Here is a 17,547-nt window from a genome sequence, read left to right on the forward strand (position 1 = left end):
AAGATAAAAGCATTTAGGGCACAATTTAGAGGAGTGAAAAACGTAGAATTCTTTCTGTATAGATTAACAACGATTTTTGCATAAACACAACAATTGTTCTTGATCCATAAACTTCTCGCCTAAATGATATTTGTTTAAACAAAAAAAATCCCGACTTTATATCGGGATTTGATTTTTAATTTGTGACTTGGCTGGGGCTCGAACCCAGGACCACCTCCTTAAAAGGGAGGTGCTCTACCAACTGAGCTACCAAGTCGTCCTTTTGTTGTTTGCCTTTCTTGCGGTAGGCGGGTGCAAATATACTATCATTAATTTATACTTTCAAAACGAAATTGAATAAAATTTTAAATTAATTTTAAATTGCCTGAATTTCAGTAGCTCACGAATGCATTTTTTATTCTAATTTTGTCAAAACAAAGGGAATTATCTAAAATATAAGCGTTTTTCCCGCTTGAAAATGCTAATAATATAATTTTAAAAGCAAATGAAAATTGTTCTAATAGGGTATATGGGAAGTGGAAAATCTGCAATTGGTAAAAAACTAGCAGAAGTTTTAAATCTTCCCTTTAAAGATTTAGATGCTGAAATCGAAAATAGAGAAGGAACTACCGTATCCGAAATATTTTCAACTAAAGGAGAAATCTATTTCAGAAAAATTGAAAATACGACCCTAAAAGAGATCCTAGCCCTAAATGAAAGCTTTGTTTTGGCAACTGGCGGAGGTACGCCTTGTTACGCCGACTCTATTACAGTTCTTGCCAATCAAGACAATGTAACATCGGTTTACCTAAAAGCGCCGTTAGAAGTGCTTACTAAGCGTTTGTTTTTAGAAAAAGATAGTCGCCCATTATTATCGCACCTCGAAACAGAAGAGTTGCTAAACGATTTTATTCGTAAACACCTTTTTGAAAGAGTGTACTACTACAATCAAGCCAACAAATTTGTTGAGGTTGAAAATAAAAGTATAGAAGAAGTAGTTAAAGAAATAACTTCAATCTTACTCTAAAACCGCTCTGTCGTTATTTTTTTCAAAAATCACAGAAACATTTTCATTTAAAGACGTTGAAAGCGAAATCCCTTTGAAATCTGCTTTTACAGGGTATTTCTTGTGGTTTCTATCTACTAGAACCGCAGTTTTAAACTGCTTCAAAGGCACTTCTAAGAAATGCTTTATCCCGTAAATTAGTGTTGTGCCGGAGTGTAATACATCATCAACTAGTAAAAGTGACTTGTTTTTGTATTCTTCTGGCTTTAAAGAAGTTTCAATCTTCGAAATAGGATTTTTCTTATCGATATTCACTTCGCATAAAATAACTTTTATAGGAGAGATTTTTTCTAATTCGGTTTTTATCTTTTTTGCAAGTACATACCCATTGCCTATAATTCCAGCAATCACCACTTCTTTTTCGTTTACATTGGTTTCATATACTTGATATGCTATTCTTTTTATTTTGTGAGCAATCTGCTTCTTATCCAAAATAACTGTATCTATTTCTTGCATCTACTATGTGTTTTTCAAAATTGTAACTATTCTATTTCGTCCTCTGGGGATTCTATAAAATCATCTAAATCTCTTCTGTCTTTTTTAGTTGGCCTTCCTACACCTTTTTTTCTGTAATAACTCTTAGCGTATTGAAGCAATTCATTTGTTTCAAAAGCTTCTTTTGGAGTAATGTCGTTTCTATAAAGTCCTACAAGCTTAGCCCCAACTCGATTTGGGGGTAAATCTAACACTTCAATTTGATAGTTTATCTGATTTTTTCGTAGCGTAATAACATCCCCTGGGTAAACATCCCGAGAGGGTTTTACTATATCGCCATTTACCCGTACAGCTCCTTTTTTACAAGCCTGAGTAGCCATGTTTCTGGTTTTTAAATACCGAACACACCATAAATACTTATCAATCCGCATACATTTATCCTAAAAACAACGTTAATATGATATACAAAAATAGGGGAAAATTGTATCTTGCGCCCACAAAATTGAGATGATGACAAAAATAAAATACGGACTTGCAATTTTTATTGCAATGCTAACTATTACTGTTTCTTGTAAAAAAGATGAAGACGATGGCCCAGAGCCAATTCCGCCAAGAGATCGTGGAGAGGAAGCTATTAGAGCACAAGCTGAAATAGAAGAGTTTCTAGAAACACACTTTTATAACTACGAAGACTTTCAAGCCGATCCAGAAAACTTCAAATTAGTTTTTGATACTATCGCTGGTGATAACGCTTCAAAAACGCCTTTAATTGAACAAGTTTCATATAAGGAAGTAATTGATGCTGTGGATATGGACGTAAAGTATAAGTTATACTATTTAAAAGTTCGTGAAGGAGCAGGGGAGCGACCAAACTTCTCAGATTATACTATTAATACTTACGACGGAAGATTTTTAAATCTTGAATTGTTTGATAACTCAGTAATTCCTGTGCGTTTTAGCCTAGTAGATGGTCCAAGTAGTCCAGGGATTATTAGAGGTTTACAACAAGCTATCATCGAGTTTAAAGGTGCTGGAAATATAATTTCAAACCCAGACGGAACGCTTTCTTTTGAAGACTATGGAATTGGAGCTGTGTTTGTGCCTTCTGGATTAGGGTACTATCAATATCCACCAGCGGGGGATTTACTTCCTTACGATCAATTAATTTTCTCATTTGAATTATTTGCTTCTGAAGTAGCAGACCACGATAACGATGGAATCCCGTCGTATATGGAAGACTTAAACAACAATCAGATTCTAACTGATGACGATACCGACGACAACGGTGTTCCAAATTATCTAGATAATGACGATGACGGCGACGGTAGACTTACAGAGTACGAAATCGAAATTATTGACGGTGAAATCTTTTTCCCTGATACAAACGGAAATGGAATCCCAGATTATTTAGATCCAACAGTCTAAAACAACAAATTGTTTAGACAAAAATAATAGATGGTTTTAGCTTCTTTAATTAACATTAAGTTTCACGTCTTTTTCTAACGACAATTACAAATAAAAAAATCCCCACTTTAACCAAGTGGGGATTTTTTGTTTCTGATTGTATTGACTGCTATTTTCTAGCAATAACTTTTTTAGCCGCAGCAACAATTGCTGAAGCGTTTAATCCGTATTTATCCATTAGTTGTTCTGGTGTTCCAGACTCACCAAAGGTGTCTTGAGTAGCAACAAACTCTTGTGGTGCTGGATGCTGAGTTGAAAGAACTCTAGCAACGCTTTCTCCTAATCCACCAAGGTAGTTGTGCTCTTCTGCAGTAACTACACAGCCCGTTTTCTTAACGCTCTTTAAAATCGCTTCGTCGTCCAAAGGCTTGATGGTGTGAATGTTTATAACATCGGCAGATATACCATTTTCGTGTAAGGTTTCCGCAGCTTGTAAAGCCTCCCATACTAAATGCCCTGTTGCAATAATAGTTACATCGGTTCCTTCTTGTAACTGAACAGCTTTTCCGATTTCAAACTTTTGATCGGCAGGAGTAAAGTTAGCTACTTTTGGTCTTCCAAAACGAAGGTAAACAGGTCCTTCGTGCTCAGCAACTGCAATGGTAGCAGCTTTAGTCTGATTGTAATCGCAAGTGTTGATTACAGTCATTCCAGGAAGCATTTTCATTAAACCAATATCTTCTAAAATTTGGTGTGTTGCCCCATCTTCACCTAAAGTAATACCTGCGTGTGAAGCACAAATTTTTACGTTTTTACCACTGTAGGCAACGCTTTGACGAATTTGATCGTATACCCTTCCCGTAGAAAAGTTAGCAAAAGTTCCAGTGAAAGGTATCTTGCCTCCTATAGTCATTCCAGCTGCAATTCCTATCATATTAGCTTCAGCAATTCCTATTTGGAAGAAACGTTCAGGATGATTTTTCTTGAATTCATCCATTTTAAGTGAACCTGTAAGATCTGCACAAAGCGCAACTACGTCTTTGTTTTTCTTTCCAAGCTCGGTAAGTCCGTCACCAAAACCTGATCGTGTATCTTTTTTGCCTGAATCTGTATATTTTTTCATCTCGATTTTTTTCAATTTTAATAGTCTCCTAAGGTTTCAGGATTCTGTGAAAGTGCATTTTCTAATTGCTCGTCGTTTGGCGCTTTCCCGTGCCAATCGTGAGTGTGCATCATAAAATCTACACCATTACCCATTACTGTATGTAAAAGCACACATATTGGTTTACCTTTTCCAGTTTTTTCTTTGGCTTTTTTCATTCCAGTTATTACAGCTTCAATGTTATTTCCTTCTTCAATATCCATTACATCCCAGCCAAAAGCTTCAAACTTAGCTTTCATGTTTCCTAAAGGAAGTACATTTTCTGTAGAACCGTCAATTTGCTGTCCGTTTAAATCGATAGTAACAATTAGGTTGTCCACTTTATTTCCTGCAGCATACATAATAGCTTCCCAGTTCTGACCTTCTTGTAACTCACCATCACCGCAAAGCGTGTAAACAATGTGATTGTCGTTATTCAACTTTTTAGTTTGAGCAGCTCCAATAGAAACTGAAATCCCTTGACCTAAAGAGCCAGAAGCCATACGAATACCTGGCAACCCTTCGTGAGTAGTTGGGTGACCTTGTAAACGAGAATCTAAAAGGCGGAAAGTGTTTAGTTCTTCTACTGGGAAATACCCAGAACGCGCTAAGACACTATAAAAAACTGGAGAGATATGTCCGTTTGAAAGGAAGAATATATCTTCGTTTTCGCCGTCCATAGAAAAATCATTATTGTGATCCATTAATTCGTTGTAAAGTGCAACAAAAAATTCTGCACACCCTAATGAACCTCCCGGATGTCCCGAATTTACTTTGTGTACCTGTCGAAGAATATCTCTTCGTACCTGAATTACTAAATCTTCAAGTGCTTTGTAATCTGCCATAACATAGTTTAATTTTCAGCTTCAAAAGTAACTTATATAATAAGGGAAGCAAAATAGTAGTATAACCTTTTATTAACGATTTAGCAGTTTTGTTAACATGCCATTCAAATCTGAATTCAGAATCCCGATTTCAGAATTATAAAGTTATCTTTGCATCCTCAATAAAAATAGCTGAATGCAGTTTAAATTAGAAGCCACAGATACACAAAGCAGCGCAAGAGCTGGAACTATTACTACAGATCACGGTGTTATTGAAACACCAATCTTTATGCCTGTTGGTACCGTGGGTACCGTAAAAGGGGTGCATCAACGTGAACTTAAGGAAGATATAAACCCCGATATTATTCTTGGTAATACCTATCACTTGTACTTACGTCCACAAATGCCAATTCTTGAAAAAGCAGGCGGACTTCATAAATTTATGAACTGGGACCGAAATATCCTAACCGATAGTGGGGGTTATCAAGTGTATTCGCTATCAGCAAATAGAAAAATTAAAGAAGAAGGGGTTAAGTTTAAAAGTCATATAGACGGGAGCTATCATTTTTTTACTCCTGAAAACGTGATGGAAATTCAGCGTACTATTGGTGCCGATATCATAATGGCTTTTGATGAATGTGCGCCGTATCCTTGTGATTACAACTACGCCAAACGCTCTATGCATATGACGCATCGTTGGTTGGATAGATGTATAAAACACTTAGATAAAACACCTTTAAAATACGATTACGACCAAACGTTTTTCCCGATAGTACAAGGGAGTACGTACAAGGATTTACGAAAACAATCTGCAGAATATATTGCTTCGGTTGGGGCAGAAGGTAATGCTATTGGTGGTCTTTCGGTAGGAGAACCTGCTGAAGAAATGTACGAAATGACCGAAATCGTTACCGATATTCTTCCAAAAGATAAACCGCGTTACCTTATGGGAGTGGGTACGCCAGTAAATATATTAGAAAATATTGCCCTTGGAATCGATATGTTCGATTGTGTTATGCCTACAAGAAATGGCCGTAACGGAATGCTTTTTACTTCTGAAGGAATAATAAATATCAAAAACAAAAAATGGGAGGCCGATCTTTCAGCGGTAGACCCAATGGGAATTACTTGGGTAGATACCGAATATAGCAAGGCTTACCTTCGTCATTTATTCACTGTAAATGAAATGTTAGGTCGACAAATTGCAACTATCCACAACCTTGGATTCTACCTGTGGTTGGTTCGCGAAGCCAGAAAACATATCTTAGCGGGAACATTTGCCGATTGGAAAAACGTTATGGTTAAAAAACTAGCTCAAAGACTCTAAACAATGCTTAGCATACTGGATAAATACATACTTAAAAGATATTTGGGCACTTTTACGCTCCTTTTATTGCTATTTATCCCTATCGGTATTGCAGTCCATCTGGCTGAAAAAATTGACAAAATTCTAGAGAATGAAGTGCCTCTAATGGAGGTCTTAATCTATCTTTATAACTTTACAATCTATTTTGCCAATTTACTTTTTCCGCTGTTTCTATTCCTTTCAGTAATTTGGTTTACCTCAAAACTTGCCAATAATACCGAGGTTATTGCCTTTTTAAGTAGTGGTGTTTCGTATTCTAGATTTCTTAGGCCTTATTTAATTGGTGCAACAATCGTATGTATTGCTGCCTTGGGGTTTAGTATGTACCTAGCGCCAAAAGCGAGTAAGGGATTCAATGAGTTTTCTTATGAATACTTGAAGAAAGGAAGAAAAGATCGAGATCAAAGCAATGTTTACACACAAATAAACAAGAACGAATACATCTATGTAAGCTATTTTAATGTTGCTGAAAAGATTGGTAGTAATTTCACTTTAGAGCATTTTGAAGGGAATAAAATGACCTACAAGATTTCGGCTGGACAAATTAAGTACAATGAAGAAGATAGTACTTACTCTCTGTTTAACTACCGAAAACGCATAATAGGAGAAAATGAAGACATCCTGCAAACGGAACATAAATTAGATACAGTTTTCTCTTTCACTATGGAAGATTTAACGCCTGTAACCTATATAGCAGAAACACTTAATTTCTTCGAGCTAAACGACTTTATAGAGAAGGAAAAAGCACGTGGTTCTTCCTACATTAATCGATATGAAGTAGTGCGTTACAAACGTTGGAGTTTACCAGTTTCAGCTTATATCCTAACTATTATTGCTGTAGCAGTTTCCTCTGTAAAAAGACGTGGTGGAATGGGACTTAACCTCGCAATTGGAATTAGTATCGGGATGATATTTGTTTTCTTCGATAAGGTGTTTGGTACTATGGCCGAGCAAAGTGATTTCTCTCCTTTAGTCGCCACTTGGTTTCCAAACTTTGTATTTGCAATATTGGCCATTTATCTGTTGAGAAATGCGAAACGATAAACTACTTAATTACCTCCATCTTCATTTTATAATATTTATTTGGGGATTTACAGCTGTATTAGGGGCTTTGATTTCCTTAGAAGCAATTCCACTAGTATGGTACAGAATGTTGCTAGCTACACTAATAATTTTTGCTTTTTTAAAGTTTAAAAAAGAAAAACTCAACTTCTCTTTAAAAACACTCTCAGGCTTTGCATTAGGAGGTGTAATTATAGCCTTGCATTGGCTCACTTTTTTTGGAGCGATAAAGGCATCGAATGTGTCGGTAACGCTTGCTGTGCTTTCAACTGGAGCTTTTTTTGCATCAATCTTAGAGCCGTTAATTTATGGTAGAAAAGTAATTTTATACGAAGTATTATTCGGGTTGGTAGTTGTAGCAGGACTTTATGTTATTTTCGATGTGGAAGCTTCCTATACACTAGGAATCGTATTGGCGCTAATCTCAGCATTTCTAAGTGCCCTGTTTTCGGTTATCAACGGGAAATTTGTACTAAAACACAAAGCATCGGCTATTTCATTTTATGAGTTGATGTTTGGCGTCTTAGGAATAACAATATATTTGGCTTTTTCAGGAAGTTTTACAGCCGATTTTTTCAAGGTATCTGCCTCCGATTGGATGTACCTTTTAATTTTAGCTTCGGTGTGTACAGCGTATGCTTTTATTGCATCGGTACACGTAATGAAATGGATAAGTCCATATACGGTTATGCTTAGCATTAACATGGAACCAGTATACGGTATTATTCTAGCACTCATTATTTTAGGTGATTCAGAAAATATGAGCCCTCAGTTTTATTATGGAGCTTTAATTATCTTAGTTACAGTAGTTGCAAATGGCATCATTAAAATAACACAAGAAAGAAAAAGACGAAGATTGTCTAACCTCTAAAACAAAATTTTATCTTTGTACACCAACCTTTATAAAAAGAAGGAAATATATTATGGAATATCTTGATTTTGAACTCCCTATTAAAGAATTGCAAGAGCAGTATGAAAAAGCCTGTCTTATTGGAGAAGAGAGCGAAGTAGACGTATCCAATACTTGCAAGCAGATTGAAAAGAAACTAAACGATACTAAGAAAGAAATATATAAAAACCTTACGCCTTGGCAGCGTGTTCAACTTTCTCGTCATCCAGATCGTCCATATACAATGGATTATATAAATGCTATTTGCGGTGATACATTTTTAGAGCTTCACGGTGATCGTGGCTTTAAAGATGACAAAGCAATGGTAGGTGGCTTAGGAAAAGTAGGCGACCAAAGTTTTATGTTTGTAGGTCAGCAAAAAGGTTACAATACCAAAACACGTCAATATAGAAACTTTGGGATGGCAAATCCTGAAGGATACAGAAAAGCTTTACGACTTATGAAGTCGGCCGAAAAGTTTAATGTACCAGTAGTTTGTTTTGTAGATACACCAGGAGCATTTCCAGGACTTGAAGCTGAAGAAAGAGGTCAAGGTGAAGCAATTGCTAGAAACATTTTAGAAATGACACGCCTAAAAGTGCCAATCATCGTAATTATTATAGGTGAAGGTGCAAGTGGTGGTGCCTTAGGAATAGGAGTAGGTGATAAAGTATTAATGCTTGAAAATACTTGGTACTCTGTTATATCTCCAGAGAGTTGTTCTTCTATTTTATGGAGAAGCTGGGAGTTTAAAGAACAAGCAGCAGATGCTTTAAAACTTACAGCCAAAGACATGAAAAAATTAAAACTTATCGATGAAATTGTGAAGGAACCTTTAGGTGGCGCACATAGTAATCGAAAAGAGACTTTTAAAACCGTTTCTGAAGCAATTGTAAAGACTTACGATGGTTTAAAAATGTTATCCCCAACCGATTTGGTAAAAAAGAGAATGGATAAATATTTAGAAATGGGTGAGTTTAAAAGTTAAAACTAACTATAGCTTAGCATACCGTAAATCCGAAGTGCAATCTTCGGATTTTTTTACGGGTTATCAACAACAAAACATAGTTTTCAACAGTTAAATTGTTGATGAACAGTTAATATCGTACCTTATAAAATCATTCCTTTCTCTTAACATTTTATTTACATTCGCATAATGGAACAAATCAAATCTCAAACTAATTTTTCAAAACGATCTGCTCAAGTGATTTCTCTTGAAAAAGGCAAAATACCGCCACAAGCCGTTGATTTAGAGGAGGTTGTGCTTGGGGCGTTGATGATTGATAAAAAAGGAGTCGATGAGGTTATTGATATTCTTCACGCTGATGTTTTTTACAAACAAGCACACCAATTCATCTTTGAAGCTATATATGAACTGTTTGAAGACAGTCAACCAGTCGACTTATTAACCGTTTCTAGCCAACTTAAGAAGAATGGAAAAATAGAAATGATTGGAGGCGAATATTACCTCATTCAACTAACTCAAAAAGTGTCTTCTTCGGCACATATTGAGTTCCATGCACGTATTATTCTTCAGAAATATATTCAGCGAAGCTTGATTAAAATTTCAAATGAAATTATTGAAGAGTCATACGACGAGAGTACAGATGTTTTTGATCTTTTAGATACTGCGGAAGCAAAATTATACGAAGTAACTCAAGGTAATATTAAGCGTTCTTCCGAAACTGCTCAGAGCCTTGTGATACAAGCTAAAAAACGAATTGAAGAAATAGCAAATAAAGAAGGACTCTCTGGTGTACCTTCTGGCTTCGCAAAAGTAGATGAACTTACATCGGGTTGGCAGCCTAGTGATTTAATTATTATTGCAGCTCGTCCTGGTATGGGTAAAACGGCACTAACGCTTTCTATGGCACGAAATATGGCTGTTGAGCACAATATACCTGTTGCCTTTTTCTCGCTAGAAATGTCGTCTGTACAGCTTATAACAAGACTTATTTCGTCTGAAACACAACTTAGTTCAGAAAAACTAAGAACAGGAAATCTTGAAAAACACGAATGGGAACAGCTAAACGTAAAAGTAAAAGGATTAGAGAAGGCACCGCTATTTATTGATGATACGCCTTCACTATCTATTTTCGATTTACGCGCGAAGGCTAGAAGACTTTCATCCCAACACGGAATTAAGCTTATAATAATAGATTACTTGCAATTAATGACTGCCGGGGGAACTCAAAAAGGAGGGAACCGTGAGCAGGAAATTTCAACAATTTCTCGAAACCTTAAAGCATTAGCTAAGGAATTGAACGTTCCTGTAATCGCACTTTCTCAGCTATCTCGTGCTGTTGAAACTCGTGGAGGTAGTAAACGTCCCTTACTTTCCGATCTACGTGAATCTGGAGCAATTGAACAGGATGCCGATATTGTGTCTTTTATTTATCGTCCAGAATATTACAAAATTGACGAATGGGATGATGATGAGCATTCTCCAACTGCAGGACAAGCCGAATTTATCGTGGCTAAGCACCGTAATGGTGGTTTAGATGAAATTCGTCTTAAGTTCGTAGGACATCTAGGTAAATTTGAGAATCTAGAGTCGTTTATCACACCTACAGAAATTCATTCGCGAATGAACGATGCAGCAAATGATGATAGTTTTAACCCACAAAACCTTCCATCTCCTAATGAAGCTTTTGGTAGCTCGATGAACGATGATTTTTCTTCTTTAGAAGATAATGACGTTCCTTTTTAAGATTTATAAAAAACTTTACAACAAATAAAAAAGGATGGAACGCAATTTATGTTCCATCCTTTTTCTTTTCAGGGTGTGCAATTAATATCCGCCCTTCGACTTTTATAGATTACTAATTGTAAAAAGATAGTTGCTTAGTCTGAAATTCAATTTCCTTAAGCATAAAACTTCTTTCTTGAAACTATACGATATTATATTTTATCAACTCTCTGGCTTAAAATTTGTTACTATATTTGAGCTATGATCAAAAAAATCTCTTTTCTGTTTCTGCTTTTATTTTCTGTAAATGCTTTTGCATCTTATATTCTCATTCCTATGGATGCCGAAAGTCAGAAAGAACACCTAAAAGCGTATGGAATTACCTATTGGGTACTCGAAAAACAACAAAAAGTAAAGTGGTTACTAAACTATAGAGGAGGATCTTTTTTACTTCCCGATACAGCAGAAACTCAAAAAGAATGTCAGATAAGAGGGGTTTCCTATGAAGTACTATCCGACAGTAAAACAGAGCAAATTCTGCTTGACATCAGTAGCCCTTCAAAAAATATGGATGCTGTAGTTCTTGAGAAAGCTCCAAAAATTGCAGTTTATACCCCCAAAGGAAATTTACCTTGGGATGATGCAGTAACTATGGTGCTCACTTATGCCGAAATTCCTTATACCACTGTCTATGACGAAGAAGTTTTAAGCGACCAATTGATACTTTACGATTGGCTGCATTTACATCACGAAGATTTTACTGGGCAGTACGGAAAGTTTTATAGAGCGTATCGTTCTGCTCCCTGGTATATAGAAGAAAAGAGAAAAGCCGAAGAGCTTGCAACTAAATTAGGCTACAATAAGGTATCTGAACAAAAGCTGGTTGTCGCTAAAAAAATTAGAGATTACGTTATAGGTGGCGGATTTATGTTTGCAATGTGTAGCGCTACTGATAGTTTTGATATCGCACTTTCTGCTGAAGGTGTAGATATATGTGAGCCAATGTTTGATGGGGATCCAAGCGAACCAGGATATCAGAGTAAAATTGATTATAGTAAGACCTTTGCTTTTACCGATTTTGTATTAGAGCGAAGCCCTATGGTTTATGAGTTTTCTAGTATTGATATGACTGCCAAGCGCAAGGTAAAAAAGGAAACAGATTATTTCTCCCTTATGGATTATTCAGCAAAGTGGGATCCAATTCCTACCATGCTTTGTCAAAACCACACCTCTTTAGTGAAAGGGTTTATGGGGCAAACTACGGCTTTTGCAAGAGATCAAATAAAATCTAACGTGCTTGTAATGGGTGAAAATAAATCGAATGGGGAAGCGCGTTACATACACGGAATAAAAGGAAAAGGATTTTTTACATTTTTTGGAGGTCACGATCCCGAAGATTATCAACATAGAGTCGGGGATGCACCTACCGAATTAGCATTACACCCTAAATCTCCTGGATACAGACTTATTTTGAATAACGTATTGTTTCCTGCAGCAAAGAAGAAAAAACAGAAAACCTAATATAGTTTTTTAGTGAGTTTTATTCTGAAAGTGATTCATAATACACTTTAGGAGGAAGAACCATAATTTCAACTCTACGGTTTAGTTGTTTGTTTTCTGGGGAATCATTTGGAAACCTTGGCTTGCTTTCTCCATAAGCTTTTACTTCAAAATTGAATCTATCGTAGTTTTTGCTTGCTGCTTTTAAACGTTCTTTAACAGACATACATCGGTTTTTTGACAATTCGATATTATACTCATCAGTCCCATCACTATCAGTATGTCCTTCAATTAAAATAGTAGCACTTGGAATTTCATCTAAAACTCTTGAAATGGAATCTATGGTTTTAGTGGCTGTTTCTTTTAAATCAAATTTATCCACTCCAAAAAGTACATCAGCAGCGATATCTAATTTTACAACGCTATTTATTGCTGCTACAGCATCAATATCAGCACCGGCGGTTTTACTTCTACATAAATCTTTCAGATCTGTCAACCGTAAATAATAGAAAATAGTATTGTTGTCTATCCCTTCATCGGATAGGTCGATGCTAGATTTTCCACCTTTTGTTTTACCTGCGTAAATCCAATTCTCCCCATCTGACGAAACTTCAACGGTAGCAGTTTCTTTGGAAGGTCCAACTTCAAAAATATACAAGTCGTCTCCTTCTAAGTTCATAAATCCGTTGTTAGTGAATTTTACTACCAACACACCTCCGCATCCTAAAGACACAAAGTCTGCTTTTTCATATTTGGTGTAATTTGGTTCGTGAAGGGCTTGAGAACTGTCTCTAAATTCCTTAAATGGTTTTGGATTGCCGAGTGTAAAGGACACAACTTCATCAGCAAAAGAAATTTGGCCTAACGGGATGTATACACTTGAACCATTAGAGTCGTAATAAGTGGTTTTAAATTGAGCATTTATTTCGGTGTACGAAAACAGGAAGAAGAGAAGAAGTATCTTGACAAAAAGTTTCATTAAAATGCTTTTAGCTAAGATAAACATTATAAAACAATAGCTGTAAAATAAAAAAACCGCTTCATTGCTGAAGCGGTTTTTATACGAAATAATATAGTTATTGTCTTATTTTACTTTCTTTACGATTGCGGCAAAAGCCTCAGGATGATTCATAGCTAAATCTGCTAAAACCTTACGGTTTAATTCGATTCCACTATTCTTTAAACTTCCCATAAATTGTGAATAAGACATTCCATGCTGTCTTGCACCCGCATTAATACGAGTAATCCAAAGAGATCTAAAATTTCTCTTCTTAACACGACGGTCACGGTATGAATAAAGCATTGCTTTGTCTACTGCGTTTTTCGCAACAGTCCATACATTTTTACGTCTTCCAAAGTAACCTTTGGCTTGTTTAAGAACCTTTTTTCTGCGGGCTCTCTTCGCAACTGAATTTACTGATCTTGGCATAATTTTAATTTTTTTTGTAGCAGGCGATTCTTTAATTCTGATCTCGATAGTGATCGGGACTGAATCCTGAATTCTTTATAAAAGCACTACTCCAGGGTTTAAATAGTTTGTTTTAACCGGTTAAGCTTATTACTTCAAACGAAGCATTTGCTTAATGTTACTTTCATCGGCTTTGTCCACTAACGCGTCATGAGTCAATGCAAGTTTACGTTTTTTGCTCTTCTTTGTTAAGATGTGGCTTTTAAACGCATGCTTTCTTTTAATTTTACCAGTACCTGTAAGCTTGAAACGCTTCTTAGCACTAGATTTTGTCTTTTGTTTAGGCATGTTTTCTTATTTAATTATTATTTCGCATTATTATTACATTCGGTTTATATTAAATAAACCGAAGTTTTACGTCACTTAATTTAAATCAATACTTAATACTGATTATTTCTTCTTAGGAGCAATGAACATAATCATTCGTTTACCCTCAAGTTTTGGCATTTGCTCAACTTTACCGTATTCTTCTAGATCACGCGCAAGACGCAAAAGTAAAATCTCACCCTGGTCTTTATAAATAATTGAGCGGCCTTTAAAGAATACATAAGCTTTTAGCTTTGCACCATCCTCCAAAAACTTAATACCGTGTTTCTTTTTGAATTCGTAATCGTGATCATCCGTATTTGGTCCAAATCTAATTTCCTTAATGGTAACCTTAGACGCTTTTGCTTTTAAGGATTTCTCACGTTTCTTCTGTTCATAAACAAACTTCTTATAGTCTATTACCTTACAAACAGGTGGATTTGCATTTGGTGAAATTTCAACAAGATCAAGTTCTTGCTCTGCTGCTATCTCACGAGCTTTTTTTAAAGGATAAACTCCTATCTCTACATTGTCTCCAACAAGGCGTACTTCTTCAGCACGAATCTTTCCGTTGATTCTGTGTTGATCTTCCTTAATTACCCTTGCAGGTCCTCTACTTCTTTTTCTTCGTATTGCTATGGCTTAAAATATTTAGTTAAACATTAAATTCTATCGATTCTTCTTTTATTTCTTTCTGAATCAATTCTGAAAAGGCTTTTATAGACATTGTCCCTAAATCACCTTCCCCATGCTTTCGTACAGAAACCGTACCATCTTTTTCTTCTTGTTCTCCTACAATCAGCATATAAGGGATTTTATTCATTTCTGCCTCCCTAATTTTCTTACCGATGGTCTCACTTCTGTTGTCAGCAAGGGCGCGAATTTCGTCATTTTCAAGCAAATTTAAAACTTTTTGGGAGTATTTTTCATATTTTTCACTTAAAGATAAGATACTTACTTGTTCTGGCATTAACCAAAGAGGGAAATTTCCACCCGTATGTTCTAATAAAATTGCTACAAATCGTTCCATACTACCAAATGGCGCGCGGTGAATCATAACCGGGCGGTGCATTTCATTGTCACTTCCCTTGTATTCTAATTCAAATCGCTCTGGTAGTGTGTAATCTACTTGAATAGTTCCTAACTGCCAACTTCTTCCTAAAGCATCTTTAACCATAAAGTCCAGTTTAGGTCCGTAAAACGCAGCTTCACCTTCTTCAATTACGTAATCTAGATTCTTGTCTTTTACAGCATTGATGATAGCTTGCTCTGCTTTTTTCCAAAGTTCGGGTCTTCCTATATATTTTTCAGGCTTCTCTGGATTTCTTAACGATACTTGTGTTGTAAAGTTTTCAAATCCTAAGGAACCAAATACGTAAAGTACAAGGTCGATTACTTTTTTAAACTCCTCATCAAGTTGATCTGGTGTACAGAAGATGTGGGCGTCGTCTTGAGTAAATCCTCTTACACGGGTTAAACCGTGAAGTTCACCACTTTGTTCGTAGCGATACACTGTTCCAAATTCTGCAAAACGCTTTGGTAAATCTTTGTAAGACCATGGCTTGCTGTTGAATATCTCACAGTGGTGAGGGCAGTTCATTGGTTTAAGTAAAAACTCTTCCCCTTCGTGCGGAGTTAGTATAGGTTGAAAACTATCTGCGCCATATTTTTCATAATGACCAGACGTCATATATAATTCTTTGTGACCGATATGTGGTGTAACTACCATTTCATAACCGGCTTTTTTCTGAGCTTTCTTTAGGAAGTTTTCAAGTCTTTCACGTAAAGCAGCTCCTTTTGGAAGCCATAATGGCAGACCCTGACCAACCTTTTGCGAAAACGTGAAAAGCTCTAATTCTTTTCCAAGTTTTCTGTGGTCGCGTTTTTTAGCTTCTTCCAATAACTGAAGGTATTCAGTTAAGTCCTTTTGTTTAGGAAAGCTAATTCCATAAACACGAGTAAGCTGTTTGTTGCTTTCGTCACCTCTCCAGTATGCTCCTGCAATACTCATTAATTTAATGGCTTTTACAATTCCAGTATTTGGAATGTGTCCCCCGCGGCATAAATCGGTAAAGTTATCGTGATCGCAGAAAGTAATACTTCCGTCCTCAAGATTTTCAATAAGCTCTACTTTATACTCGTTGTTTTGTTTTTTATAATATTCTAACGCATCTTTTTTAGAAGACTCGCGAATTGAAAACTCGTGCTTTCCTCTAGCAATTTCAAGCATTTTGTTTTCAATCTCTTTCAGATCTTTATCAGAAATAGTTATGTCTCCGAAATCTACGTCGTAATAAAATCCGTTTTCAATTGCTGGACCAATAGTAAGCTTGATTCCAGGGTATAATTGTTCTAGTGCTTGTGCAAGAATATGTGCTGTAGAATGCCAAAACGCCTTTTTACCTTGGTCGTCTTTCCACGTATATAGTACAAGGTTTCCGTCCTGTGTTAACGGGGTGGAAGTTTCTACGGTTTGTTTATTAAAGGATGCCGAAATTACATTTCGTGCAAATCCTTCACTTATGCTTTTAGCTACATCCATTGGAGTAACTCCTGCTTCAAAATGCTTTACACTTCCGTCTGGTAGGGTAATGGCTATCATATGTTGAAAATTTTAGGCTGCAAAGATACTATTAGTTTAGGCGTTTTGCAATATTCGTTTTACGGTTTCTTGTGAGAAAACAGTAGTATTCTGATGTAGCGTTACTATTTGCTGTGTCGAAGTATATAGAGGATAATCAAATCATTATTTTGAAGTGAAAACTAGTTGTTAGGTGTTTTCTTGGGAAGTGTTTAATGAGTAGAATCTAATAATAATTTAATTTTCTGAATTGTTGGTTTATAACCGAAGTGAATTTTGCAATTCTCTGTCTGTTATAGAATGGTGATCTATTTAGTTTGGCTGTATGAATTATAAGAAACTGATATTATTTATCCTATTTTTCGGAAGTTTATGTGATGTGATTTCACTTGTAATTGCTAGGGTTAATGGGGCTTTAGGGGTGTTTGGTTTTGATGGTATTTTCAATAGTATATATATTAAGGTATAAGTGGGTGAAATTTATTTTTCATTTTAAGTTCTGAGTTTTCAGTGTGTTATGATTTATTATTAAGTAGGTATTAAAAAAAGTTTAAATTAATGTTGTGGGGTTAAAAAACGGGGTTATATTTGCACCCGCTTAACGAAACAGAATTGCTTGTTTCAAGGGTTAAAAAATCGCTCTTTAAAATTTTATAAAAATACTTTTTCAAAAGTGTTGCAGGTATCAAAAATGGTTTTATATTTGCACCCCGCTTTGGAAAACGTTTTTTTTAGTTTTAGGGTGAAGCGTAAAAGTTCTTTCAAATCTTTTTTAATTTATTTTCTGCAAAGTGTTGTAGGTTTAAAAAAGAGTTGTATATTTGCACCCGCTTAGCG

At 35.8% G+C, this 17,547-nt stretch carries 17 protein-coding genes and 1 tRNA gene; 8 read left to right on the plus strand and 10 right to left on the minus strand.

Translation table 11 applies throughout. The features are described 5' to 3' along the window. Window positions 1-183: 183 nt before the first annotated feature. Window positions 184-256 (minus strand) — tRNA-Lys (locus FHP04_RS13595). A gap of 228 nt (window positions 257-484) precedes the next feature. On the opposite strand from FHP04_RS13595, the gene FHP04_RS13600 reads away from it, so the two are divergent. After that, window positions 485-1,006 (plus strand): shikimate kinase, encoded by a 522-nt coding sequence (locus tag FHP04_RS13600; protein ID WP_139856691.1) that lies wholly within the window; start codon window positions 485-487, stop codon window positions 1,004-1,006. On the opposite strand, the gene FHP04_RS13605 is transcribed toward FHP04_RS13600, so the two are convergent. Continuing rightward, complete coding sequence (locus tag FHP04_RS13605; protein ID WP_139856693.1) at window positions 998-1,501, minus strand: phosphoribosyltransferase family protein; 504 nt, start codon at window positions 1,499-1,501, stop codon at window positions 998-1,000. The two genes, FHP04_RS13600 and FHP04_RS13605, sit on opposite strands and share 9 nt — an antisense overlap. A 26-nt stretch (window positions 1,502-1,527) precedes the next feature. Continuing rightward, the gene (locus tag FHP04_RS13610; protein ID WP_139856695.1) at window positions 1,528-1,911 is read right to left on the minus strand and encodes an RNA-binding S4 domain-containing protein; all 384 of its coding nucleotides are present in this window, start codon (window positions 1,909-1,911) and stop codon (window positions 1,528-1,530) included. 76 nt (window positions 1,912-1,987) lie between these two features. On the opposite strand from FHP04_RS13610, the gene FHP04_RS13615 reads away from it, so the two are divergent. Then, on the plus strand, window positions 1,988-2,905 hold the full coding sequence (locus FHP04_RS13615; RefSeq protein ID WP_246051439.1) for an FKBP-type peptidyl-prolyl cis-trans isomerase: 918 nt from the start codon (window positions 1,988-1,990) through the stop codon (window positions 2,903-2,905). A 148-nt stretch (window positions 2,906-3,053) separates the two neighbouring features. Here FHP04_RS13615 and FHP04_RS13620 read toward each other — a convergent pair whose 3' ends face one another. Both FHP04_RS13620 and FHP04_RS13625 read right to left on the minus strand, forming a co-directional pair. After that, complete coding sequence (locus FHP04_RS13620) at window positions 3,054-4,007, minus strand: transketolase family protein (protein ID WP_139856697.1); 954 nt, start codon at window positions 4,005-4,007, stop codon at window positions 3,054-3,056. A 17-nt stretch (window positions 4,008-4,024) separates the two neighbouring features. After that, window positions 4,025-4,870 carry a transketolase gene (locus tag FHP04_RS13625; RefSeq protein WP_139856699.1) on the minus strand — a complete coding sequence of 282 codons (846 nt, stop codon included), beginning with the start codon at window positions 4,868-4,870 and terminating at the stop codon, window positions 4,025-4,027. 175 nt (window positions 4,871-5,045) lie between these two features. On the opposite strand from FHP04_RS13625, the gene tgt reads away from it, so the two are divergent. From tgt to FHP04_RS13655, 6 genes are all read left to right on the plus strand, one after another. Then, complete coding sequence (gene tgt / locus FHP04_RS13630) at window positions 5,046-6,176, plus strand: tRNA guanosine(34) transglycosylase Tgt (RefSeq protein WP_139856701.1); 1,131 nt, start codon at window positions 5,046-5,048, stop codon at window positions 6,174-6,176. 3 nt (window positions 6,177-6,179) lie between these two features. Continuing rightward, window positions 6,180-7,259 carry an LptF/LptG family permease gene (locus FHP04_RS13635; RefSeq protein ID WP_139856703.1) on the plus strand — a complete coding sequence of 360 codons (1,080 nt, stop codon included), beginning with the start codon at window positions 6,180-6,182 and terminating at the stop codon, window positions 7,257-7,259. Next, window positions 7,246-8,148: a DMT family transporter gene (locus FHP04_RS13640; RefSeq protein ID WP_139856705.1), complete on the plus strand. Its 903-nt coding sequence runs from the start codon at window positions 7,246-7,248 to the stop codon at window positions 8,146-8,148. The genes FHP04_RS13635 and FHP04_RS13640 overlap by 14 nt, the downstream gene beginning before the upstream one ends. A gap of 52 nt (window positions 8,149-8,200) precedes the next feature. After that, window positions 8,201-9,154, plus strand: a complete 954-nt coding sequence (locus tag FHP04_RS13645) for an acetyl-CoA carboxylase carboxyltransferase subunit alpha (protein ID WP_139856707.1) — start codon at window positions 8,201-8,203, stop codon at window positions 9,152-9,154. Window positions 9,155-9,322: 168 nt separating this feature from the next. Next, complete coding sequence (gene dnaB / locus FHP04_RS13650) at window positions 9,323-10,876, plus strand: replicative DNA helicase (RefSeq protein WP_139856709.1); 1,554 nt, start codon at window positions 9,323-9,325, stop codon at window positions 10,874-10,876. Window positions 10,877-11,116: 240 nt separating this feature from the next. Then, the gene (locus tag FHP04_RS13655; protein WP_139856711.1) at window positions 11,117-12,376 is read left to right on the plus strand and encodes an asparagine synthetase B; all 1,260 of its coding nucleotides are present in this window, start codon (window positions 11,117-11,119) and stop codon (window positions 12,374-12,376) included. A gap of 19 nt (window positions 12,377-12,395) precedes the next feature. On the opposite strand, the gene FHP04_RS13660 is transcribed toward FHP04_RS13655, so the two are convergent. The 5 genes from FHP04_RS13660 to thrS all read right to left on the minus strand — a co-directional run bounded on the left by FHP04_RS13660 (window position 12,396) and on the right by thrS (window position 16,731). After that, window positions 12,396-13,334, minus strand: coding sequence for an OmpA family protein (locus tag FHP04_RS13660; protein WP_158319148.1), 939 nt, complete (start codon window positions 13,332-13,334; stop codon window positions 12,396-12,398). Between the two features lie 105 nt (window positions 13,335-13,439). After that, a complete protein-coding gene (rplT, locus tag FHP04_RS13665; RefSeq protein ID WP_139856715.1) occupies window positions 13,440-13,784 on the minus strand; it encodes a 50S ribosomal protein L20 in 345 nt (114 codons plus the stop codon). A 129-nt stretch (window positions 13,785-13,913) separates the two neighbouring features. Continuing rightward, window positions 13,914-14,111 carry a 50S ribosomal protein L35 gene (gene rpmI, locus FHP04_RS13670; RefSeq protein WP_139856717.1) on the minus strand — a complete coding sequence of 66 codons (198 nt, stop codon included), beginning with the start codon at window positions 14,109-14,111 and terminating at the stop codon, window positions 13,914-13,916. A 102-nt stretch (window positions 14,112-14,213) separates the two neighbouring features. Then, complete coding sequence (infC, locus tag FHP04_RS13675) at window positions 14,214-14,726, minus strand: translation initiation factor IF-3 (RefSeq protein ID WP_262710122.1); 513 nt, start codon at window positions 14,724-14,726, stop codon at window positions 14,214-14,216. Window positions 14,727-14,784: 58 nt separating this feature from the next. Further along, entirely contained in the window at window positions 14,785-16,731 is a 1,947-nt protein-coding gene (gene thrS / locus FHP04_RS13680; protein WP_139856721.1) for a threonine--tRNA ligase, read from the minus strand. Window positions 16,732-17,547 lie beyond the last annotated feature (816 nt).

This window comes from Aequorivita sinensis (assembly GCF_006346335.1).
GTDB lineage: Bacteria > Bacteroidota > Bacteroidia > Flavobacteriales > Flavobacteriaceae > Aequorivita > Aequorivita sinensis.

Coding starts and splice junctions, on each gene's coding strand:
- FHP04_RS13600 (WP_139856691.1), top strand. CDS start 485: ATGAAAATTGTTCTAATAGGGTATATGGGAAGTGGAAAATCTGCAATT.
- FHP04_RS13605 (WP_139856693.1), bottom strand. CDS start 1,501: ATGCAAGAAATAGATACAGTTATTTTGGATAAGAAGCAGATTGCTCAC.
- FHP04_RS13610 (WP_139856695.1), bottom strand. CDS start 1,911: ATGCGGATTGATAAGTATTTATGGTGTGTTCGGTATTTAAAAACCAGA.
- FHP04_RS13615 (WP_246051439.1), top strand. CDS start 1,988: ATGATGACAAAAATAAAATACGGACTTGCAATTTTTATTGCAATGCTA.
- FHP04_RS13620 (WP_139856697.1), bottom strand. CDS start 4,007: ATGAAAAAATATACAGATTCAGGCAAAAAAGATACACGATCAGGTTTT.
- FHP04_RS13625 (WP_139856699.1), bottom strand. CDS start 4,870: ATGGCAGATTACAAAGCACTTGAAGATTTAGTAATTCAGGTACGAAGA.
- tgt (WP_139856701.1), top strand. CDS start 5,046: ATGCAGTTTAAATTAGAAGCCACAGATACACAAAGCAGCGCAAGAGCT.
- FHP04_RS13635 (WP_139856703.1), top strand. CDS start 6,180: ATGCTTAGCATACTGGATAAATACATACTTAAAAGATATTTGGGCACT.
- FHP04_RS13640 (WP_139856705.1), top strand. CDS start 7,246: ATGCGAAACGATAAACTACTTAATTACCTCCATCTTCATTTTATAATA.
- FHP04_RS13645 (WP_139856707.1), top strand. CDS start 8,201: ATGGAATATCTTGATTTTGAACTCCCTATTAAAGAATTGCAAGAGCAG.
- dnaB (WP_139856709.1), top strand. CDS start 9,323: ATGGAACAAATCAAATCTCAAACTAATTTTTCAAAACGATCTGCTCAA.
- FHP04_RS13655 (WP_139856711.1), top strand. CDS start 11,117: ATGATCAAAAAAATCTCTTTTCTGTTTCTGCTTTTATTTTCTGTAAAT.
- FHP04_RS13660 (WP_158319148.1), bottom strand. CDS start 13,334: ATGAAACTTTTTGTCAAGATACTTCTTCTCTTCTTCCTGTTTTCGTAC.
- rplT (WP_139856715.1), bottom strand. CDS start 13,784: ATGCCAAGATCAGTAAATTCAGTTGCGAAGAGAGCCCGCAGAAAAAAG.
- rpmI (WP_139856717.1), bottom strand. CDS start 14,111: ATGCCTAAACAAAAGACAAAATCTAGTGCTAAGAAGCGTTTCAAGCTT.
- thrS (WP_139856721.1), bottom strand. CDS start 16,731: ATGATAGCCATTACCCTACCAGACGGAAGTGTAAAGCATTTTGAAGCA.